Source organism: Kineococcus anabasis, assembly GCF_054590795.1.
Map to the genome: position 1 here is coordinate 166,194 of NZ_BAAIHU010000009.1, position 20,373 is coordinate 186,566.

Sequence of the window (20,373 nt, forward strand, 5' to 3'; positions counted from 1 at the left end):
GCTGCCGTCATGCTCGCCCCGTGCGGAACTGGAACGGCCCGGCCCTGGCCTTCGGGGGCGACTACAACCCGGAGCAGTGGCCCGAGGAGGTCTGGGCGGAGGACCGCCGCCTCATGCGCGAGGCCGGCGTCACCCTCGTCAGCGTCGGGATCTTCTCCTGGGCGCTGCTGGAGCCCGAGCCCGGCCGCTTCGAGGCCGGCTGGCTCGACCGCGTCCTCGACGGCCTGCACGCCGAGGGCATCGGCGTGTGCCTGGCCACGGCCACCGCCTCCCCGCCCCCGTGGATGAGCGAGCGCTGGCCCGAGGTCCTGCCCGTCGACTCCCAGGGCCGGCGCGCCACGTTCGGCAGCCGGCAGTCCTACTGCCCCAGCTCCCCCGTCTACCGGGAGCACTCCGTCGCGCTCGTCGAGCGGATGGCCGAGCGCTACGGCGAGCACCCCGCGCTGCGCCTGTGGCACGTCAACAACGAGATCGGCTGCCACAACTCCCGCTGCTACTGCCCGGTCTCCGCCGCCGCCTTCCGCCGCTGGCTGCACGCCCGCTACGGCAGCGTCGAGGCGCTCAACGAGGCCTGGTCCACCCGCTTCTGGTCCCAGGGGTACACCTCCTTCGAGCAGGTGCAGGCGCCCGCCACCAGCACGACCTTCCCCAACCCCACCCAGCTGCTGGACTTCGACCGGTTCTCCTCCGACGCGCTGCTCGCCCAGCACGTCGCGGAGAAGGACGTGCTGCGCCGCACCACCCCCGACGTCCCCGTCACCACGAACTTCATGGTGGCCACGCACACCCGGGACATGGACTACGGCCGCTGGGCGCGCGAGCAGGACGTCGTCTCCACCGACCACTACCTGCTGCAGCGGCCGCCGAACCCCACGACCGACCCGCGCGCGGAGCTGGCGTTCTCCGCCGACTGGACGCGCGGCCTCGCCGGCGGGGAGCCGTGGCTGCTGATGGAGCACTCCACCTCGGCGGTCAACTGGCAGCCCGTGAACATCCCCAAGCTGCCCGGCCAGCTCGTGCTGGACTCCCTCTCCCACGTCGCCCGCGGCTCGGACGGGGCGTGCTTCTTCCAGTGGCGGGCCTCCGCCGGCGGGGCCGAGAAGTGGCACTCCGCGCTCCTGCCGCACGCCGGGACCGACACGAAGATCTGGCGGGAGACCGTGCAGCTCGGCGGTGCCCTGCAGCGCATCGCGGAGGTCCGCGGCTCCCGGGTGGAGGCCGACGTCGCGATCCTGGTGGGTTACGAGTCCTGGTGGGCCGTGGAGCCCCTGGACGGCCCCACCCCCAGCGAGGAGGTGCGCTACCTCGACCTGGCGCTGTCCCTGCACCGCCGCCTGCGCGCCCGCCACGTCACGGCCGACGTCCTCACCGTCGGGGCCGACGACGGCACCCTCGCCGAGCGGCTGGCCGGCTACCGGGTCGTCCTGGTCCCCACCCTGCACCTGGTCTCCGACGACACCGCGCGGGCCGTCGCCGCCGCGGCCGGGGCCGGCGCGCAGGTCCTCGTCACCTGGTTCTCCGGCGTGCTCGACCCCGACGGCAGGGTCCGCCTCGGCGGGTACCCGGGCGCCTTCCGGGACCTGCTCGGCGTGCGCGTGGAGGAGTTCGCGCCGCTGCCCGCGGGCACCACCACCGTCCTCGACGACGGCTCCACCGCCTCGGTGTGGTCGGAGCTGGGCCGCGCCGAGCCCGGCACGGAGGTGCTGGCCTCGTTCACCGAGGGCCTGGCCGCCGGCAGCCCCGCGCTCACCCGCCGCCCCACCGGCCCCGGTGCCGCCTGGTACCTCGCGACCGACCTGGACGACGCCGGCACCGACGCGCTGCTGGAGCGGCTCCTCGCCGCCGGCGGGGTCCGCCCCGTCCTGGAGGGCGCCCCCGCGGGCGTCGACCTGGTGCGGCGCCGCTCGGCGGACGGCTCGTGGCTGTTCGTCCTGAACCCCACCGGCGAGGAGCAGGTCGTGGCGGTCCCCGGGCACGACCTCGTCGGCGGGCGGGACACCGGCGGCAGCCTCGCCCTCGGGCCGTACGGCTGCGCGGTCGTCCGCGAGGACCGCGCGCAGGACACGCCGCCGAACAGCCGGTGAGCGCCGTGCTCGCCCGCCAGCGCCAGGCCCTCATCCTCGACGCCGTGCGCCGCGACGGTGCCGTGCGGGTCTCCGACCTCGTCGACCGCCTGGGCGTCTCCGACATGACGATCCGGCGCGACATCGGGCAGCTCTCCCGCCGCGGGCTCGTCGCACGCGTCCACGGCGGGGCCGCCACCCCCGAGGGGCGCAGCAGCGAGGAACCGGGTTTCGCCGCGAAGTCCGCCCTGCAGACCGCGGAGAAACAGGCCATCGGCCGGGCCGCCGCCTCCCTCGTGAGCCCGGGGGCCTCCGTGGCGCTGTCCGCGGGCACCACCACCGTGGAGGTCGCCCGCGCGCTGCTGGAGGTCCGCGACCTGACGGTCGTGACGAACTCCCCGCGGGTCGCGGACGTGCTGCACGACCCCGAGCGCCGCGACCGCACGGTGATCCTCACCGGCGGGATGCGCACCCCCTCCGACGCCCTCGTCGGGCCGGTGGCGGTGCGCAGCCTGCAGTCCCTGCACGTGGACTGGTTGTTCCTCGGCGTGCACGGGCTGCACGCCGACGCCGGGCTGACCACCCCGAACCTCGTCGAGGGGGAGACCGACCGCGCGCTCATGGCGTCGGCCGGCTCCGTCGTCGTCGTCGCCGACCACACCAAGTGGGGCGTCGTCGGCCTCAGCACCATCGCCGCCCTGGACGAGGTGGACGTGCTCGTGAGCGACCCGGCGCTGCCGGGGGACGCGCGCGAGGCCGCCAGGGAGCGCACCGGCCGGCTGCTGCTGGCCGGGGCGCCCGAGGACACGCACGACGAGGAGGACGGATCGTGAGCACGAACACCACCCACCCGGCCGGTGGGCCGCCGGAGGGCGAGATGCTCGGCGGCAGCCACCCGGTGCGCCGGACGTCGCGGCGGATGGCGGACGGGCGGGAGATCGTCTACTTCGACGACTCCGAGCCGTACCTGTCCGGCGCCGCACGCCGCGAGGCGGTGGACACCCGCCCGCTGCCGCCGGCGGAGGAGGTCGTCGCCGGCGGCTCGCAGGTCCGCTACGACCCGCTGACCGGCGAGTGGATCGCGATGGCCTCCCACCGCAACGACCGCACCTTCATGCCGCCGCCCGACCAGGACCCCCTGGCCCCCACGGCGCCCGGCGGCTTCCCCACCGAGATCGCCGAGTCCTCCTACGACGTGGTGGTCTTCGAGAACCGCTTCCCCTCCTTCTCCACCCGCATCGGCGGGGAGCCCTCCCTGGTGGACGGCGAGGAGCTGTGGCCCGTGCGCCCGGCGACCGGGCGCACCGAGGTCATCTGCTTCTCCCCCGAGCACACCGGCTCCTTCGGCTCGCTCCCCCGGCACCGCGCCCGCACCGTCATCGAGGCGTGGGCGGACCGCACGCAGGCCCTGGGCGCGATGGAGGAGGTGGAGTACGTGTTCGTCTTCGAGAACCGCGGCAAGGAGATCGGGGTGACCCTGCCCCACCCGCACGGGCAGATCTACGGTTTCCCGTTCGTGCCGCCCAGGGCGGCGCGGACCCTGGAGATGGCCCGCAGGCACCGCGACGCCACGGGGCGCAACCTGTTCCGCGACGTGCTGGACGCCGAGCGCCGCGCCGGCACCCGCGTCGTGGTGAGCAGCGAGCACTGGACGGCGTACGTGCCGGCCGCCTCCCGCTGGCCCGTGGAGGTCCACCTCGCCCCGCACCGCGACGTGCCGGACCTGCCGGCCCTGACCGGCGCCGAGCGCGACGACCTGGCCGGGATCTACCTGGACGTGCTGGGCCGGCTGGACCGGTACTTCCCCGGCCCCGAGCCGCTGCCCTACATCGCGGGCTGGCACCAGGCGCCCAGCCGCACCGACCGGGACCTCGGCCGGCTGCACCTGCAGCTGTTCTCCGTGCTGCGGGCGCCGGGGAAGCTGAAGTACCTCGCGGGGGCCGAGTCGGCCATGGCCGCGTGGATCAACGACACGACCCCGGAGCGCGTCGCCGCCCGGCTGCGGGAGGTGGGCTGACGTGGGCGGGCCGACGGCGCGCGAGGGCGCGACGCAGGGACCGGCGTTCCTGGAGGCGCCCGCGCGCGCCGAGGCCGCGGCGGCCGCCGCCGGGGGTTTCCGCGCCGCGTACGGCGGCGACCCGGCCGGGGTGTGGTCGGCGCCGGGCCGGGTGAACCTGATCGGCGAGCACGTGGACTACACCGGTGGGCTGGCCCTGCCGCTGGCCCTGCCACACCGCACCTACGTGGCCCTGACCCCCCGCACCGACGGGGTGGTCCGCATCGCCTCCGCCCAGGCCGACCAGGTCTGGGAGGGGCCGCTGGGCGAGGTCGGGCCGGGCAGCCCGGACGGCTGGGTCGCCTACGTCGCCGGGGTCCCCTGGGCCCTGGCCCAGGACCCGCCGGAGGGTACCGGGCAGGTCCTCGCGGGGGGTTTCGACGCCTTCGTCGACGGGCACGTGCCGCTGGGCTCGGGCCTGTCGTCCTCGGCGGCGCTGGAGTGTGCGGTGGCCGTCGCCCTGGCCGACCTGGCCGGGCTGGACACCTCCGACCCGGTGGCCTCCGACCCGCTGCGGGCACGGCTGGCGCAGGCGTGCGTGCGCGCGGAGAACGAGGTCGCCGGTGCCCCCACCGGCGGGATGGACCAGGCCGCCTCCCTGCGCTGCCACGAGGGCTCCGGGATCCTGCTGGACTGCCGCGACGGCTCCGTGCGCCACATCGCCCTGGACCTGGCCGCGGCGGGCCTGGCGCTGCTCGTCATCGACACCCGCGCCTCCCACTCCCACGCCGACGGGGAGTACGGCGCCCGCCGCGCCTCCCTGGCCCGGGCCTGCGAGCTGCTCGGCGTCCCCGACATGCGCGCCATCGCGTTCGCCGACCTCGACGGCGCCCTGGCGGAGCTGCCCGAGGAGACCACCCGCGCCCGGGTGCGCCACGCCGTCACCGAGATCGAGCGCGTGCGGGCCACCGCGGAACTCCTGGACACCGGGCGCGCCGGCGGGATCGGGCCCCTGCTGGATGCCTCCCACGAGTCCCTGCGCCACGACTACGCCGTCTCCTCCCGGGAGCTGGACCTCGCCGTGGACACCGCCCGCGCCGCAGGCGCCCTCGGCGCCCGCATGACCGGCGGCGGTTTCGGCGGCTCGGCCATCGCCCTGGTCCGCGCCGGCGCCGTGCACGCCGTCGCCGGGCAGGTCGCCGCGGCGTTCACCGCGGCCGGGCTCGACGCCCCGCAGTTCCTGCCCGCCCTGCCCTCCGCAGGAGCCGGCCGCGACAGCTGAGGCGGCAGGCCCGCGGCNGCCGCGGGCCTGCCGCGCGCTCAGCGCGGCGCGGGCGGTGAGGCGAGCGCGGGGACCTGCTGCCCGCTCCGGTGCTGCCCGGCGTCGCGCCGCCCGGAGACGGCGGCGGCGTCGTGCCCGGCCAGCCACGGCAGCACGTCCCGTGCGGGCAGGGGCCGGCTCAGGAAGTACCCCTGCACCTGCTCGCAACCGGCGTCGGCCAGGACCGCCCACGCGGCGCGGTCCTCCACCCCCTCGGCCACCACGCGCAGCCCGAGGTTGCGGCCCAGGTCGACCGTCGAGCGCACGATGGCCCGGTCACGCTCCCGCTCGGCGAGCCACCGGACGAACTCGCGGTCGATCTTCAGCTCGTCGACGGGCAGCTCCCGGATGTAGGCCAGCGACGAGTACCCGCTGCCGTAGTCGTCGATGGACAGCCCCACCCCGACGGACTTCAGCGCGTGCAGCACCTGCATCGCCGTGGCCGGGTCCGTCATGAAGGCGCTCTCCGTCAGCTCCAGCACCAGGCGGGACGCCGGCACCCCCGAGCCGCGCAGGATGCGCGCGACGCGCTCGGGGAAGCGCACGTCGCCGAGGTTGCGCACCGAGACGTTCACCGCGACCGACAGCTCGTGCCCGGCCGCCGCCCACGCCGCGCACTGCTCCAGGGCGCGCTCCACCACGAACAGGGTCATCTCGTCGATGAGCCCCGTGCTCTCCGCCAGGGGCACGAACACGTCCGGCGGGACCGTGCCGCGGCGCGGGTGCGACCAGCGCAGCAGCGCCTCGAAACCCCGCACCTCACCGGTGCTGGTCTGCGCCTTGGGCTGGAAGTGCAGCTCCAGGTCCCCCGCCGCCAGGGCCTGGCGCAGCTCCCCCACCATCGTCAGCCGCTCCGGGCTGTACTGGTCCGCCTCGGCGGCGTAGCGCGCCACCGGGGCCGAGGCCCGCTTCGCCGTGTACATCGCGACGTCCGCCCGCTGCAGCAGGAGCTCCGGGCTGTCCCCGTCGTGCGGGGCCAGCACGACACCCACGCTCGCCCCCACGCTCACGTCCACCCCGTCCAGGGACACGGGACGCCGCAGCACCTCCACCAGCCGGTGCGCGAGCAGCTCCAGGTCCTCCTCGCGCTCCACCTCCGGCACCAGCACCGCGAACTCGTCACCGCCGAGCCGGGCCAGCGTCACCGGCTCGCGCAACCCCACGGGGGCCAGCTCGGCCGACAGCAGCTGCGCGACCTCCACCAGCAGCCGGTCGCCGACGTGGTGCCCCAGGGTGTCGTTGACCTCCTTGAACCGGTCGAGGTCCAGCAGCAGCACGCCCGCGCGCCGCCCGGGACCGCCGGCCAGCACCGCCTCGGTGCGCTGGAAGAGCAGGGCGCGGTTCGGCAGGCCCGTCAGGGCGTCGTGCAGCGCCTGGTGCTCGTTGCGCGCCAGCTCCCCGTGCAGGCGGCGCGAGGCGGCCTCCACCAGGCGGTACAGCACGAGCCACAGGAACACCAGGCCCCCGAGCAGCATCGCCGCCAGGCGGGTGCTGTCCTGCTCGGCGGTGCGGCGGCGCTCGTCGAAGGGCACGTAGAGCTCCGCCACCACGGTCACGGGGCCCCGGCCGGCAGCGCGCAGGGGGACGTACACCTCCATCAGCTCGCCGAGGCCGCGCTCGCCGGCGTGGCTGGAGCCCGACGTGTCGGCGAACTTGTGGTTCGCCACACCGCTGGAGACGACCTGCCGCAGGAACGGCGTCGACTGGTTGCGCCGGCCCTGCGCCCGCGGGTCGTCGCTGTAGACGACGAAACCCTCGGGGTCGATGATCTTGATGCGGGTGAGGACGCCGTGACCGAGCCCGCTGGCGACGGCAGCGTCGAGCGCGCGGCGGTCCGCGCCCTCCAGGACCCGGCCGCGGGCGTCCTCCGGCAGCACCGGCTCCAGCCCGACGTGCGCGGCGAACTCCGCCGCCCGCACCGCCTCCTCCACCGCGCGGTCCTCCACCATCCCCCGCAGCGCGTGCTGCAGGACGACCGCGACCACGGCGAGGGCCAGGAAGCTGGACACGCCGAAGGACAGCAGCAGCGGCCAGCCGGCGATCCGCCGTCGCATGCGCACTCCCCCCGTCCCAGCCCGGGTGCACCCCCGGTGCACGTCCACGTCCAGAGGACATCGACACGCCCGGGCCCGGACCTGAGGCCGCGGAGGGCTCCCGTCGCTACCCCGCCGCGACGTCCATGCGGTGCAGCCGCACCCCGCCGAGGGCCCACCCGGTGAGCACCACCGCCAGGAGCACCACCACCGCCCACGGCGTCGCCAGCGTCGAGACCACACCCACCTGCACGTCGCCCGGCAGCCCGACCTGCGCCACCCGCCGCGCGTACGAGCCCACCGACAGGCCCCGCAGCCCCGGCGACAGGCCCGCCAGGAACCCCTCCCACAGCACCACGTACGCCAGGCCCGCCAGCAGCGCCCGCCGGGTCAGCAGGGACAGCAGGACGAACAGGGCGCAGTACGCCCCCGCGCCCAGCGCCGTCGCCAGCAGCACCCCCGCCACCGCCGCGCCCAGCGGCTGGTTCACCGACGCCACGAACACCACGCACGCCACCGACGCCGGCAGGCACACCAGCCACGTCGAGAGCCACGACGCGAGCAGCTTCGCGCCCACCAGGTGCCAGCGCGGCCGGGCCACCCCGCGCAGCAGCGGCAGCGTGCCGCCGTCCCGCTCGTCGCCGAACGCACCCGTGGCCAGCACCAGCGCCACCACCGGGACGACCAGCCCCACCAGCAGCTGCGCCGTCACCGTGCCCACCGCCCCGTAGCGGCCCGGCACGCTCGTCACCGCCACCACCACGAGCAGCACCGCCGCCACCGCCAGCGGCAGCACCGCGAACGCCGCCGTCCGCCCGCGCAGCAGGACCCCTCGCAGGGACGCCTCGAACAGGCTCACCGCCCCACCCCCCGTGCCGCCGCCGTCAGGTGCGCGAAGACGCTCTCCAGGTCGTCGCCGACGGCCTCCACCCGGCGCAGGACCGCGCCGGTCTCCCGCGCCGCCGCGGGCAGCCGCGTCGCCAGCGCCACCGCCGCCGGGGTCTCCACCACCAGCGCCTCCTCGTCCGCGCCGGTACCGGCCGCCACGTCGTGGCGCACCGCCGTCACCAGCCCCTCCCCCAGCAGCACCCCCGCCATCGCCGCGACCCCCCGCCCGGCCAGGCGCAGCGTGCGGGGCCGGTCCGTCATGAGGTCGCGGATCCCGGCGGGCTCGCCCTCCGCGACGAGCCGGCCGTTGACGACGACGAGGACCTCGTCCGCCATCCGCTCCACCTCGCCCAGCACGTGCGAGGAGACCAGCACCGTGCGCCCCTCCGCGCCCAGGGCCCGCACCAGGTCCACGTCCGCGCGCCGCTGCACCGGGTCCAGCCCGTTGAGGGGCTCGTCCAGCAGCAGCACCTCCGGCTCGTGCGCCAGGGCCTGCGCCAGCTTCACCCGCTGGCGCATGCCCTTGGAGAAGCCCGCCACCTTCCGGTCCGCCGCGTGCCCCAGGCCCACCCGCTCCAGCGCGGCCTCCGCGGCGCGCCCCGCGTCCCGCACGCCGCGCTGCCGCGCGAGGAACGCCACGTTCTGCCGGGCCGTCAGGTACCCCCACGTGCCCTCGCCGTCGGGCACCACGCCCAGGCGCCGGTGCACCGCCAGGTCCGAGTGGGGGTCCGCGCCCAGCACCCGCACCCGCCCCTGGCTGGGGCGCGCCGAGCCGCCCAGCAGCGACAGGACGGTCGACTTGCCGGCACCGTTGTGCCCCAGCAGCCCCGTCACCCCCGGGCGCAGGGAGAAGCTCACGTCCGACAGGGCGACCGTGTCGCCGAACCACTTGCTGACGCCCTCGACCTCGACCGCGCTCACGCGTCGCCCCCCTTCCGGTACCGCAGCCACAGCACCGCCAGGCCGCCGGCGACCACGACCGACCACGCCCACCACGCCAGGGCGCCGGAGCCCTCCAGCGGGTCCCCCAGCACGCGGGTCGCCAGCCGGATCGGACCGCTGGCCGGGTCCAGCCCCAGCCAGGAGTCGTCGGCCAGCAGGGTCGCCAGCAGGGCCGTCAGCGCCGGGCCCACGAGCACCACCGCGAGGTAGCCGCCGACCGCGAACACCCGCCGCGACGTCAGGGAGCCCAGGGCGAGGCCCAGCACCGCCTGGAAGGCGCCGACGACGAGCGCCGCGCCCACCACCCGCGGCAGGTCCCCGGCGTGCTCGCCGATCCACGCCAGCGGCTCCTCGGCGGTGGCGATCGAGCCGAGGAACAGCACCAGCAGCGGGCCCAGCACGATGACCAGCACCAGCGACAGCGCCGCCAGGACCTTGCCGAGCAGGTACTCCAGCGGCGACAGCGCCGTGGCGAAGTACAGCGACAGCACCCGGTCGCGCCGGTCCCGCGTCAGCAGCGAGGGCACCGTGGTGGCCACGAAGGCCAGCAGCACCACCGCGTCGGTGGTCAGCAGCGCGCTGTAGGGCAGCAGGTCCAGCGGCTGCATCGTCACCGCGGGCACCAGCAGCGGCACCGCCACCACCGCGAGGGCCGGCAGGTAGGCGACCCCCAGCAGCAGGAACGGCCAGATCTTGGCCCCGGCGCTGCGGCGGATGCCGAGGGAGCGCTGCACGTCGGTGCGGACCAGGTCCGCCACGGACGAGGCCCGGGGGCGCAGCTGGCCGCTGAAGCGGGAGTAGCGGATGTCGTGCAGGACCGCGCGCGGCGCCGCCACGCCCCTCCCGGGCGCCGGGGCGCTCACGGCTGCACCACCGCCTCGCGCGCCCCGTCCCGCTCCGGCTGCCCGTCCCGTCCCGGCGGCGCCTCCCCGGGCTGCCGCACCATCGCCGCCACCACGGTCTCCTCCAGCCCCTCGTCCTCGCCGGCCAGCCGCAGGACCCCCACGCCCAGCTCGGCCGCCAGGTCCCGCACCACCTCCAGCACGTCGTCGCCGCCCGGGTCCAGGCCGATGTCGCCGTCCTCGCGCGGGCCCACCGCCACCGCCAGGCCCACCGCGGCCAGGCGCCGCCGGAGCTGGGCGGCGAACTCCGCCAGGTCCCCCGTCACGCGCAGCGCCGTCGGCCCGCCCCGGCGCGCCGAGAGCACCACCGGCCGCTGCGCCGCCAGGCGCCCGGCGTGCACGACCACCACCTCGTCGCAGGTGCGCTCGATGTCGTCCAGCACGTGGGAGGAGGTGACGACCCGCACGCCCAGGTCGCGCGAGAGGTGCCGCACGATGCTCAGCATCTCCGCGCGCCCCGCCGGGTCCAGCCCCGACGTCGGCTCGTCGAGGAGCACCAGGTCCGGGCCGTGCACGAGGGCCTGGGCGAGCTTGGTGCGCTGCCGCATCCCCAGGGAGTACGTGCCCACCGGGCGCCGGCGCTCCTCCTCCAGCCCCACCGCGAACAGCACCTCGCTGGCCCTGCGCACCGCGTCCCGCCGCCCCAGCCCGCGCAGCCTCGCCAGGTGCACGCACACGTCCTGCGCGGACATGTCCACGGGCAGGCACGCGTGCTCGGGCATGAACCCGATCCGGTGGCGCAGCTCCCGCCGCTGCCGCCGGGCGTCGAGGCCCAGCACCCGCAGGCTGCCGGAGTCGACGTCGATCAGGCCGAGCGCCGCGCGCATCAGCGTGGACTTGCCCGCACCGTTCGCACCGAGCAGCCCCGTGGCCGGTGCGCTGACCCGCACGCTCAGGCCGTCGAGGGCGCGCACCGCGCCGAACGTCTTCACGAGCTGCCCGCACTCCAGCACGGCCACGGCATCCCCAGGTCCAGGCGTCACGCCTCCCAGCCAACCACCCGGCACCGGCCGCGGGCGTCCGTCGAACGTCGGTCGACGTGCCGCCCGGGGGACGTTCGGCGACCATCGCAGGTATGACGGAACGCACCGCCCGCACCTTCGACGTCGTCGTCCTCGGCAGCGGGTCGGGAGGGAAGATCGCCGCCCAGGAACTGGCCCGGCAGGGCCGGCGGGTCGCGGTCGTGGAGCCGGGCCGGGTCGGCGGGATCTGCCCGTACCTGTCCTGCGTGCCGGCCAAGTCGATGCTGCTGTCGGCGCAGGCGGGCATCCCCTTCGAGGAGGCCGTGCGCCTGCGCGACGAGGCGGTGGCGCACCGGGACGACTCCGGTGCGGTGGAGGGCCTCGCGGAGGACGGCGTGGAGCTCGTGCGCGGGTGGGGGCGGCTGGTCGGCGGCTCCCCGCTCGCCGTGCACGTGGACCTCACCGGCGGCGGGGAGCAGGAGGTGCGCGCGGGGACGGTGGTGCTCGCCACGGGCAGCGTGTCGGCGCGCCCGCCGGTCGAGGGCCTCGACGACGTGCCGGCGTGGACCAGCGAGGACGCCCTGTCCGCGACGGAGCGGCCCCGGCGCCTGCTGGTGCTCGGCGGCGGGTCCGTGGGCTGCGAGCTGGCGCAGGCCTACCGCGGACTCGGCAGCGAGGTGGTGGTCGTGGAGAAGGGCGCGCACCTGCTGCCCGGGGAGTCCCCCGCCGCCGGGGAGTTCATGGCCCGCACCCTGCGCGGCGGCGGCGTGGAGGTCCGCACCGGGGTCACCGCCGCGCGCGCCGCGCGCGAGGGCGACGACGTGGTGCTGCACCTCGACGACGGCGGCGAGGTCCGCGGCGACCGCGTCCTCGTCGCGGGCGGGCGCAGCCCCCGCACCGCGGGGCTCTGCGTGGAGGAGGCCGGCGGCTCCCTCGGCGCGGACGGCTCCGTGCGCATCGACAGCCGGTGCCGGGTGCTGTCCCCGCAGGGCGAGCCGGTCCCCGGGCTGTACGCCGTGGGCGACGTCACCGGGATCTCGACCTACACGCACTCGGCGAACATGCAGGCGCGGGTCGTCGCGGAGAACTTCGCCGGCCGCCCCCGCGAGGCGGACTACTCCGCCGTCCCGCGCGCCGTCTACACCGCTCCCCCGGTCTTCGCCGTGGGCATGACCGCCCCGGAGGCGCGGGAGGCCGGTCACGAGGTCGACGTGGCGGCCTTCGCGCTGACCGACCTCAAGCGCGCCAACCTCATCGAGATCGGCTGCGGTGACGACGTGCCCGGCCTCGTCGAGCTCGTCGCCGACGCCCGCAGCGGGGTGCTGCTGGGGGCGACCTGCGCGGGGCGGGAGGCGGACTCCTGGGGTGCGGAGCTGGCCCTGGCGGTCCGCGCCCGGCTGGACGTGGAGTTCCTGGAGCAGCACGTGCGGGGTTTCCTCACCTGGTCGGAGGCGGTCTACCCGGCCGTGGCGGAGCTGCGGGACCGGCTGGTGCGACGCCGGGCCGCCGCGGCCTGAGGCGCCCCGGGCCGACACCCCCGCTGCACCGGCCGGGCGGCGCCCGGTGGGCGCGCCGTCACACCCCCGCCGTCACGCCTCCGCCGCGAGACCGAGGACGTGCTGCTCGGCGGAGCGTGCGTCGACGCCCTGCCCGGCGAGCAGGTCGCGCACCGCGGGGACGCCGGCGAGCGCCAGGAGGAGGTCCCCGGTCCCGACGACGGGGTGCCCGAGCCGCTGCGCCACGGCGAAGGTCTCCTCCAGCACCGCCTTGGCGTCCTCGTCGAACGGGACGAGCGCGGGGGCCTCGTCGGCGGCGGGGGGCAGGGTGGCGCGGGCCGCGGTCCGCAGCGCACCCGCGTCGGCGCCGGCCGCGGCGAGGGCGCGCGCGCCGGTCCCCCCGGCCTCGTCCAGCAGGCCGAGCAGCAGGTGGGCCGGGGTGATGCGCTCGTTGCGGGCGTCGGTGGCGTGGTTCTGCGCGGCCACCACGACGTCGCGGGCGCGCGGGGAGAACTGCGCGAAACCCTGCTGCGGGTCGGCGGGGGCCTGCGGCTCGGTCCTCGCCGCGAAGCGCTTCTGGACCGCCTGCTTGGTGACGCCCATGCTGCGGCCGATCTCGGTCCAGGAGGCACCGGAGCGCCGTGCCTGGTCCACGAAGTGGCCGATGAGCTGGTCGGCCACGTCGCCGAGGGCCTCGCCGGTGAGGACGGCTTGCGAGACCCGTTGCAGCGCATCGGGTTGCGCGTGCTCGATGGCGTCGATCAGGTCGCCGAGCCGGACGGGTGCGGTGATCTTCACGGGCTGCGCCATGCGTCAACCCTAGGTTGACGGTCGATGACCGTCAACCTGCAGTTGACGCCGGGACGGGTGCACCGCCGCTGACACTCCCGCTGCAGGTGCGCCGCGACACGCCGCCGCGGGGGCCGCCCGCGCCGGTGCGCCGCCCGAGCGGTGCAGCAGGAGTGTCAGCGCACCGTCCCGTCGGTCCAGGCGAACGGCGGGCGCCCGCGGACGTGGGTGTCCCGCACGACGGCGAGCAGCGAGTCCGGCCGGTGCACGACGTCCTCGAAGCCGAAGCGCAGCACCACGAAGCCGCGCCGCGTCAGCTCGGCGTCGCGGCGCCGGTCCGTGCGGAACGAGGCGCGGTCGGCGTGGAACCCGAAACCGTCGGTCTCCACGACGAGCCAGTCGTCCACGAGCAGGTCCACCCGGCCCACGTCCGGTACGTGCACCTGCGAGCGCACCGCGAAACCGTCCCGCACGAGCGCCCAGCGGGTGAGCGACTCCAGGCACGAGCCCGAGGCGGGGTCGGTGGCGGCGAGCAGGTCCCGGCGCGCGTCACCCGCCCCCAGAGCGCCGGCGGCCCCCACGAGGTCGTCGCGGGACAGCAGCCCCAGGCGCAGCGCGCTGTCGGCGACGGCGATCCCCTCACCGGGGGGCAGGCACCGCAGGCAGTCCAGGACGGTGGTGAGCACGTCGGTGCGGCCGCCGTCGTCGCGCACCGTCCGGCGGTGCACCACCGTGCCGCGCCACACCAGGCGTGAACCGCGGGGAGCTGTCACGTGGACCCGGCCGGGGGTGCGCACCACGTCGAGCCCGTGCGCCAGGGCCGCGCTCGCGCAGGACACCACCCCACCGGCGGCCACCGCGGCGAGACGCCCCGGCGGGCAGGAGGGCAGCGCGTAGAGGCCGCGCGCGGGCCGCAGGACGTCACCTCGGTCCACGGCGGCGAGCAGCGTGCCCCGGGCGACGTGCCCGCGCAGACCGGACCAGCGGGCGGCTCCACCGAGGCGCTGCAGGGCCTGGACGGGATGCACGGTGGCACGCTCGCGCGAGGGTGGGGCATCAGGTGCGCCCTGCACAGCGCGCGGTGCCCGGGAGCCGCCGCAGGACCCTGTGGACGCGCCGGGCGCCTGACACCCCCGCTGCACGTGCGCCGCGACACGCCACCGCGGGGGCCGCCCGCCCCGGTGCGCCGCCCGAGCGGTGCAGCAGGAGTGTCGGCCAGGAGCGCCTCAGCCGTACGTGACGACCACCGGCGCGTGGTCGCTGAAGCGCTCCGCGTACGAGGCGGCGCGGTCCACGGCGGACTCTCGGGCCAGCGCCGCCAGCTCCGGCGTCGCGATCTGGTAGTCGATGCGCCAGCCCACGTCCTTGTCGAACGCCTGCCCCCGCCAGCTCCACCAGGCGTAGGGGCCGTCGGTGTCCGGGTTCAGCGCCCGCACCACGTCCACCCACCCGAGCTCGTCGAACCAGCGGTCGAGGTAGGCGCGCTCGCCGGGCAGGAACCCCGCCTTCTTCAGGTTCCCCTTCCAGTTCTTCAGGTCCGCCTCGCGGTGGGCGATGTTGAGGTCCCCGGTGAGGAGCGCGTGCCGGCCGGAGGCGCGCAGCTCCGCCATGCGCGCCGTCACCGCGTCGAGGAAGGCGTGCTTCTCGTCCTGCTTCGGGGTGTCGGCCTCACCGGTGTGGACGTAGGCGGACACCACGGTCACCGTCCCGGCGGGGGTCTGCACCTCCAGCTCCACCCAGCGGCCGGCGCCGTCGAAGCGGGGGTGCAGGTCCGCCCGCTGCGCGCCGACGGGCAGGCGGGTCGCGACCGCCACCCCGGCGCGGCCCTTGGTGCCGGTGTCCGTGGGCTCGCAGTGGGCGATGTGCCAGCCGTCGCCGACGGCGTCGGTGAGGACCTCGCACAGCACCTCGTCGGAGGCGCGGACCTCCTGCAGGCACAGCACGTCGGGGTCGCGCCCGGCGAGCCAGGCGCCCATGCCGCGCCGGACGGCGGCGCGGATGCCGTTGACGTTCACGGTGGCGACGGTGAAGGACACGGCCTCATCCTGCCCGGTGCCCGCCGCCGCCCGCGCCGGGGTGCGGCGGGTCAGCCGAGGGTCACGAGCGGCTGGCCCTGCGCGACGGCGGCGCCGGGTTCGACGTGCACGGCGGTCACCGTCCCGGCGCGGTGCGCGGTCACGGGCGTCTCCATCTTCATCGCCTCCACGACCACGACGAGGTCGCCCTCGGCGACCTGCGCGCCGGGCCCGACGGCGACGCGGGCGACGGTGCCGTGCAGGGGGGCGAGGACGGCTCCGGGGTCCGGCGCCGCGGTGGGCGCACCGGAACCCCTGCGGCGCCGGCGCGCGGGCGGCGCCGGGGGCGCGGCGTGCAGGTCGGCGGGCATGCTCACCGCGACCCGGCGCCCGTCGACCTCCAGGACGACGGTGCGCCGCTCCTGCGGCACCGCCGGGTCGGCCGCGGGTGGGGCGGGCGGCAGCGTGTTCACCCACTCCGTCTCGATCCAGCGGGTGTGCACCGCGAAACCCCCGCCGTCGGCGGTGAACGCGGGGTCCTCGACGACAGCGCGGTGGAACGGCAGGACGGTGGGGACGCCCTCGACGGTGAACTCCGCCAGCGCGCGGCGGGCGCGGGCCAGCGCCTGCTCGCGGGTGGCGCCGGTCACGACGAGCTTGGCGAGCAGGGAGTCGAAGCCGCCGCCGACGACGGAGCCGGCGCGGACACCGGAGTCCAGGCGCACGCCGGGCCCCGCGGGCGGCTCGAAACGCGTGACGGTCCCCGGGGAGGGGAGGAAACCCCGCCCCGGGTCCTCGCCGTTGATGCGGAACTCGATCGAGTGCCCGCGCGGCACGGGGTCCCCGGTCAGCTCCAAGGGGCGGCCCTCCGCGATGCGGAACTGCGCCAGCACCAGGTCGGTGCCCGAGGTCTCCTCGGTGACGGGGTGCTCCACCTGCAGGCGGGTGTTGACCTCCAGGAACGAGACGAGCCCGTCCTGCCCGACGAGGTACTCCACGGTGCCGGCGCCCTCGTACCCGGCCGCGCGGCAGATCGCCCGGGCGCTGTCGTGGATGCGCTCCCGCTGCCCGTCGGTGAGGAACGGCGCGGGCGCCTCCTCGACGAGTTTCTGGAACCGCCGCTGCAGGGAGCAGTCCCGCGTGCCCACGACGACGACGGTTCCGGCGCGGTCGGCGAGGACCTGGGCCTCCACGTGCCGGGGGCGCTTCAGGTAGCGCTCGACGAAGCACTCACCGCGGCCGAACGCGGCGACGGCCTCGCCGGTGGCGGAGGCGAACAGCTCCGGGATCTCCTCCAGGGTGCGCGCCACCTTCATGCCGCGCCCGCCGCCGCCGTGCGCGGCCTTGATGGCGACGGGCAGGCCGTGCTCGCGGGCGAAGTCGAGGACGGCGCCGGCGTCGGCGACGGGGCCGGGGGTCCCGGGCACGAGGGGCGCGCCGACGGAGACGGCGAGGTGCCGGGCGCTGACCTTGTCCCCCAGGACCCGGATGGCGCCGGGGGGCGGCCCGATCCAGGTGAGCCCGGCGTCGAGGACTGCCTGCGCGAAACCGGCGTTCTCGGAGAGGAACCCGTAGCCGGGGTGCACGGCGTCGGCACCGGAGCGGGAGGCCGCCTGCAGCAGGGCGTCCACCGACAGGTACGTCTGCGCGGCGGTGCTGCCCGGCAGGGCGAACGCCTCGTCGGCGAGGTGCACGAAGGGTGCGTCGGCGTCGGGTTCCGCGTACACGGCGACGCTGGAGATCCCGGCGTCGCGGGCGCCGCGGACGACGCGGATGGCGATCTCGCCGCGGTTGGCGACGAGGACCTTGCTGATGCGGGTGGGTGCGGTCATCCGCGTTCTCCTCCGTCGTCGGGGTCCGCCGTCGCCAGCTGCGGGCAGAACGGGTGCGCCCGCCGCAGGAGCAGCTCGGGCGAACCCCAGCGCTCCCGCGGCGGCTCGGGCGGGGGTCCGGCCGCGGGGGGCGCCGCGGTCAGGACGGCCACCACCGCGGCGAGCTCGGTGCTCGTGGGGTTGCCGGTGACGACCCAGGACCCCGGGCCGGCGCCGGGACCGGGAGCGCTCACGGCGGGAGGTTCCCGTGCTTGCGGGCCGGCAGGGCGCTCTGCTTGCGCTGCAGCAGGCGCAGGGCGCGGCGCAGGTGCTCGCGGGTGTCGCCGGGGGCGACGACCGCGTCGACGTCCCCGGCCGCGGAGCCGGGCGCCGCGGCGGCCTCGTGGTCCTCCACCAGGTCCAGCCACCGCTCCTCCGCCCCGCCCGTCGTCCCGGCGGCGCGGAGTTCCTCCCCGTGCTGCTCCGCCACCACCGCCAGCGGGTCGCGCACGGCGATCCGGGCACGGGGCCAGGCGAGCACGACGTCGGCGCCGACGTGCCGGGAGCCGAGGACGAGGTAGGCGGGGCCGTGCGCCTGGCCGGTGAGGACGGTGAGCAGCGGGACGCTCGCGGCGGCGTAGGCGTGCAGCAGCCGCACGGCGGCGGGTTCCTCCTCCGCACCGGCGCCGTTCCCGGAATCTCCTCCGGGGACGAATCCCGGGGTGTCGACGAGGGTCAGGACGGGCAGGCCGAACGCGTCGCAGGTGCGGACGAGGGCGGCCGCCCGGTCCGCACCCGCCGCGTCCAGGGAACCGCCCGCGGTGGCGGGGACCGTGGCGACGATCCCGGTGCCGCGCCCGTCGAGGCGGGCCAGGCCGGTGACGACGCCGGGTGAGCGCCCGGCGTGCAGTTCGAGGAACTCCCCGTCGTCGGCGAGGCGGGAGACCACCTCCCGCACGTCGTACGCCGCGGTGGGGTGCGCGGGGACGACGTCGTCCAGCCCCGGGTCCCCGGCGTCCTCCGTGCCGTCCGGGGCACCGGGCAGCCGGGGCGGGGTGGCGAGGTTGTTGGCGGGCAGGAAGGAGAGCACGTCGCGGACGAGGTCCACGGCCGCGGCGGCGTCCGGTGCGGACAGGTGCGCCGGGCGGCCGGGGTTCCCCCGCGTCCCCCCGCGCACCGCCACCACCACGTCGGCCAGCCCGGCGAGCAGCGCCTGCTCCTGCCCGGCAGCACCCAGGACCACCGCGACGTGCGGGACCACCCCGGACGTCCGCGCGGCGGCCCGCAGCAGGCGCCCGTAGGCCCCGAGCCCGGCGAGGCCGTCGGCGGTGCGGGCCCCGGTGGCGTCGTGCACGGTGACGAGGGGCCGGCCGGCGCTCGCGGCCAGCGCGAGCACCCGGGACACCTGCTCGACGTCGCCGGCGCCGAGGGGCCCGCCGTTCCCGCAGGCGCACACGAGGACGTCGCGACCCTCGACCGTGCCGGTGCCGGAGCGCACGGCGCCGCCGGGGGAACCGGCTCCCAGCACCACGAGGCCGTCCTCGTCGAGGAGGTCCAGGACGGCCGCGAACGCGGCGGAGGTGCCCGTCACGGCAGGTCCCCCGCGGGCCGGAACCTCAGCTCCTGCCCGGGCCGGGCCTGCGCGGCCCGGTCCACGTCGGCGTCGCGGACCACGCCGATCACCGGGTAGCCGCCGGTGACGGGGTGGTCGGCGAGGAACAGCACCGGCTGCCCGCTGGGCGGGACCTGCAGCGCGCCCGGCACGACGCCCTCGGAGGGCAGTTCCGCGTCGTCGGCGCGCCTCAGGGCGGGTCCGGCGGCGCGGTCGAGCCGGGCGCCGACGCGGTCGGTCTGCGGGGAGACCCGCCAGGACCCCGCGAACAGCGCCGCGGGGTCGCTGAACCGGTCGGCGCGCGGGCCCAGCCGGACGGCGAGCACCAGCGCTCCCGCGGGGAGGGGCGCGACCACGGCGCTGCGCCGGCGCGGGAGGTCCGGCGGGGGCGCCCCCACGGGCAGCCGGTCCCCCGCGGCCAGCGGCTCCGGCCCGATGCCGGAGAGGGTGTCGCGGCTGCGGGAGCCGAGCACCGGCTCGACGTCTATCCCGCCGCGCACGGCCAGGTAGGTGCGCAGGCCGCTGCCCGCGACCCCGAGCCGCAGCGTCTGCCCGACCCGCAGCACCAGGACGCTGGCGTGCCCGACGGGCGTTCCGTCGACGCTCGCCGGGGCGGGGGCGCCGGTGAGGGCCAGGACGCAGCGCCGCGTGGCGCGGACGGCGAGGCCGCCGAGGACCGACTCGACGCAGGCGGAACCCGGGGGGTTCCCTACGAGCGCGTTCGCCAGCCGCAGCGAACCCCGGTCGGCGGCACCGGAGACGCCGACGCCGTAGCGGAACAGGCCCGGCCGGCCGAGGTCCTGCACGGTGCTCGACGGCCCGGTCTCCAGCACCTCCAGCACGCTCACGCGCCCTCCTCGACGAACCGCACCGGGGTTCCCGGCTGCAGCAGCGCGGGCGGGTCGGCGGCGAGGTCCCACAGCGTCGCGTCCGTCCGGCCGACGATCTGCCAGCCCCCGGGCGAGCGGCGCGGGTAGACGGCGCTGTACCCGTCGGCGAGGGCGACCGCGCCGGCGGGGACGGCGGTGCGGGACTGCGCGCGCCGGGGCACGGCGAGCCGGCCGTCGGGCGAGGTGAGGTAGCCGAAACCGGGGGCGAAACCCAGGAAGGCGCAGCGCCAGACGACACCGGTGTGCCGGGCGACGACCTCCGCCGGGGTCGTGCCGAGCAGGGCGGCGACGTCGTCGAGGTCCTCCCCGTCGTAGCGGACGGGGAGGAGCACCGGTTCCTCCTCCGCCGCGGGCACCTCACCCGTGCCGGCGCCGTGCTCCGCGCAGCACCGGAGCACCTCCGCCGCGGCGATGTCGCGGTCGGCGCCCTCCCGCAGCGTGACCAGGACGGTGGCGGCGGCGGGCAGCACGTCCTCCACGGCGGCGGGCGGGCGCTGCTGCAGGGCGCGCACCAGGGCCGGCAGGTCCTCCGCGGCGGCGGGCACGACGAGCCAGGCCCGGTCACCGGCGGGCAGGACGTGCGCGGCGCTCATGCCCGGTTCCCCGGCCGGGGCACCGCTGCGGTGCGGGGCTGCATGCGCACAGCCTGGCGG

18 protein-coding genes are annotated in these 20,373 nt (G+C 77.0%); 5 read left to right on the plus strand and 13 right to left on the minus strand.

What is annotated here, in order from left to right; all coding sequences use genetic code 11:
• Nucleotides 1-20: 20 nt before the first annotated feature.
• The 4 genes from ACYQBY_RS15310 to ACYQBY_RS15325 are packed head-to-tail and all read left to right on the plus strand — an operon-like array spanning nt 21 to nt 5,341.
• Entirely contained in the window at nt 21-2,084 is a 2,064-nt protein-coding gene (locus tag ACYQBY_RS15310; RefSeq protein ID WP_459644742.1) for a beta-galactosidase, read from the plus strand.
• Nucleotides 2,085-2,089: 5 nt separating this feature from the next.
• Nucleotides 2,090-2,896 carry a DeoR/GlpR family DNA-binding transcription regulator gene (locus ACYQBY_RS15315; RefSeq protein ID WP_459645099.1) on the plus strand — a complete coding sequence of 269 codons (807 nt, stop codon included), beginning with the start codon at nt 2,090-2,092 and terminating at the stop codon, nt 2,894-2,896.
• A gap of 44 nt (nt 2,897-2,940) precedes the next feature.
• Nucleotides 2,941-4,080: a galactose-1-phosphate uridylyltransferase gene (gene galT / locus ACYQBY_RS15320; protein ID WP_459645100.1), complete on the plus strand. Its 1,140-nt coding sequence runs from the start codon at nt 2,941-2,943 to the stop codon at nt 4,078-4,080.
• Between the two features lies 1 nt (nt 4,081).
• The gene (locus tag ACYQBY_RS15325) at nt 4,082-5,341 is read left to right on the plus strand and encodes a galactokinase (RefSeq protein ID WP_459644743.1); all 1,260 of its coding nucleotides are present in this window, start codon (nt 4,082-4,084) and stop codon (nt 5,339-5,341) included.
• A 38-nt stretch (nt 5,342-5,379) separates the two neighbouring features.
• Here the strand turns inward: ACYQBY_RS15325 and ACYQBY_RS15330 are convergent, their stop codons facing one another.
• The 5 genes from ACYQBY_RS15330 to ACYQBY_RS15350 all read right to left on the minus strand — a co-directional run bounded on the left by ACYQBY_RS15330 (nt 5,380) and on the right by ACYQBY_RS15350 (nt 11,128).
• On the minus strand, nt 5,380-7,434 hold the full coding sequence (locus ACYQBY_RS15330; RefSeq protein WP_459644744.1) for a putative bifunctional diguanylate cyclase/phosphodiesterase: 2,055 nt from the start codon (nt 7,432-7,434) through the stop codon (nt 5,380-5,382).
• A gap of 106 nt (nt 7,435-7,540) precedes the next feature.
• Nucleotides 7,541-8,272 carry an ABC transporter permease subunit gene (locus ACYQBY_RS15335; RefSeq protein WP_459644745.1) on the minus strand — a complete coding sequence of 244 codons (732 nt, stop codon included), beginning with the start codon at nt 8,270-8,272 and terminating at the stop codon, nt 7,541-7,543.
• Nucleotides 8,269-9,222: an ABC transporter ATP-binding protein gene (locus tag ACYQBY_RS15340; protein ID WP_459644746.1), complete on the minus strand. Its 954-nt coding sequence runs from the start codon at nt 9,220-9,222 to the stop codon at nt 8,269-8,271. Before ACYQBY_RS15340 ends, ACYQBY_RS15335 begins: the two co-directional genes overlap by 4 nt.
• The gene (locus tag ACYQBY_RS15345; protein WP_459644747.1) at nt 9,219-10,106 is read right to left on the minus strand and encodes a hypothetical protein; all 888 of its coding nucleotides are present in this window, start codon (nt 10,104-10,106) and stop codon (nt 9,219-9,221) included. The genes ACYQBY_RS15340 and ACYQBY_RS15345 overlap by 4 nt, the downstream gene beginning before the upstream one ends.
• On the minus strand, nt 10,103-11,128 hold the full coding sequence (locus ACYQBY_RS15350) for an ABC transporter ATP-binding protein (RefSeq protein ID WP_459644748.1): 1,026 nt from the start codon (nt 11,126-11,128) through the stop codon (nt 10,103-10,105). Before ACYQBY_RS15350 ends, ACYQBY_RS15345 begins: the two co-directional genes overlap by 4 nt.
• A 92-nt stretch (nt 11,129-11,220) precedes the next feature.
• Between ACYQBY_RS15350 and ACYQBY_RS15355 the strand changes: the two genes are divergently transcribed.
• Nucleotides 11,221-12,624 carry a dihydrolipoyl dehydrogenase family protein gene (locus tag ACYQBY_RS15355; protein WP_459644749.1) on the plus strand — a complete coding sequence of 468 codons (1,404 nt, stop codon included), beginning with the start codon at nt 11,221-11,223 and terminating at the stop codon, nt 12,622-12,624.
• A 72-nt stretch (nt 12,625-12,696) separates the two neighbouring features.
• On the opposite strand, the gene ACYQBY_RS15360 is transcribed toward ACYQBY_RS15355, so the two are convergent.
• The 8 genes from ACYQBY_RS15360 to ACYQBY_RS15395 form a co-directional block, all read right to left on the minus strand.
• Nucleotides 12,697-13,413, minus strand: coding sequence for a Clp protease N-terminal domain-containing protein (locus ACYQBY_RS15360; protein WP_459644750.1), 717 nt, complete (start codon nt 13,411-13,413; stop codon nt 12,697-12,699).
• 155 nt (nt 13,414-13,568) lie between these two features.
• Nucleotides 13,569-14,420, minus strand: coding sequence for a DUF559 domain-containing protein (locus ACYQBY_RS15365; RefSeq protein WP_459644751.1), 852 nt, complete (start codon nt 14,418-14,420; stop codon nt 13,569-13,571).
• A gap of 198 nt (nt 14,421-14,618) precedes the next feature.
• The gene (locus ACYQBY_RS15370) at nt 14,619-15,428 is read right to left on the minus strand and encodes an exodeoxyribonuclease III (protein ID WP_459644752.1); all 810 of its coding nucleotides are present in this window, start codon (nt 15,426-15,428) and stop codon (nt 14,619-14,621) included.
• A gap of 50 nt (nt 15,429-15,478) precedes the next feature.
• Nucleotides 15,479-17,239 (minus strand): acetyl/propionyl/methylcrotonyl-CoA carboxylase subunit alpha, encoded by a 1,761-nt coding sequence (locus ACYQBY_RS15375; RefSeq protein ID WP_459644753.1) that lies wholly within the window; start codon nt 17,237-17,239, stop codon nt 15,479-15,481.
• Complete coding sequence (locus ACYQBY_RS15380; protein WP_459644754.1) at nt 17,236-17,472, minus strand: acyl-CoA carboxylase epsilon subunit; 237 nt, start codon at nt 17,470-17,472, stop codon at nt 17,236-17,238. Before ACYQBY_RS15380 ends, ACYQBY_RS15375 begins: the two co-directional genes overlap by 4 nt.
• Nucleotides 17,469-18,809, minus strand: a complete 1,341-nt coding sequence (locus ACYQBY_RS15385) for a carboxyl transferase domain-containing protein (protein ID WP_459644755.1) — start codon at nt 18,807-18,809, stop codon at nt 17,469-17,471. Before ACYQBY_RS15385 ends, ACYQBY_RS15380 begins: the two co-directional genes overlap by 4 nt.
• On the minus strand, nt 18,806-19,678 hold the full coding sequence (locus tag ACYQBY_RS15390; RefSeq protein ID WP_459644756.1) for a 5-oxoprolinase subunit C family protein: 873 nt from the start codon (nt 19,676-19,678) through the stop codon (nt 18,806-18,808). Before ACYQBY_RS15390 ends, ACYQBY_RS15385 begins: the two co-directional genes overlap by 4 nt.
• The gene (locus ACYQBY_RS15395; protein WP_459644757.1) at nt 19,675-20,313 is read right to left on the minus strand and encodes a 5-oxoprolinase subunit B family protein; all 639 of its coding nucleotides are present in this window, start codon (nt 20,311-20,313) and stop codon (nt 19,675-19,677) included. Before ACYQBY_RS15395 ends, ACYQBY_RS15390 begins: the two co-directional genes overlap by 4 nt.
• Nucleotides 20,314-20,373: the final 60 nt, after the last annotated feature.

Bases quoted from the DNA above. Each gene is read 5' to 3' on its own strand.
- ACYQBY_RS15330 (WP_459644744.1), bottom strand. From the start codon at position 7,434: ATGCGACGGCGGATCGCCGGCTGGCCGCTGCTGCTGTCCTTCGGCGTG.
- ACYQBY_RS15360 (WP_459644750.1), bottom strand. From the start codon at position 13,413: ATGGCGCAGCCCGTGAAGATCACCGCACCCGTCCGGCTCGGCGACCTG.
- ACYQBY_RS15355 (WP_459644749.1), top strand. From the start codon at position 11,221: ATGACGGAACGCACCGCCCGCACCTTCGACGTCGTCGTCCTCGGCAGC.
- ACYQBY_RS15375 (WP_459644753.1), bottom strand. From the start codon at position 17,239: ATGACCGCACCCACCCGCATCAGCAAGGTCCTCGTCGCCAACCGCGGC.
- galT (WP_459645100.1), top strand. From the start codon at position 2,941: ATGCTCGGCGGCAGCCACCCGGTGCGCCGGACGTCGCGGCGGATGGCG.
- ACYQBY_RS15395 (WP_459644757.1), bottom strand. From the start codon at position 20,313: ATGAGCGCCGCGCACGTCCTGCCCGCCGGTGACCGGGCCTGGCTCGTC.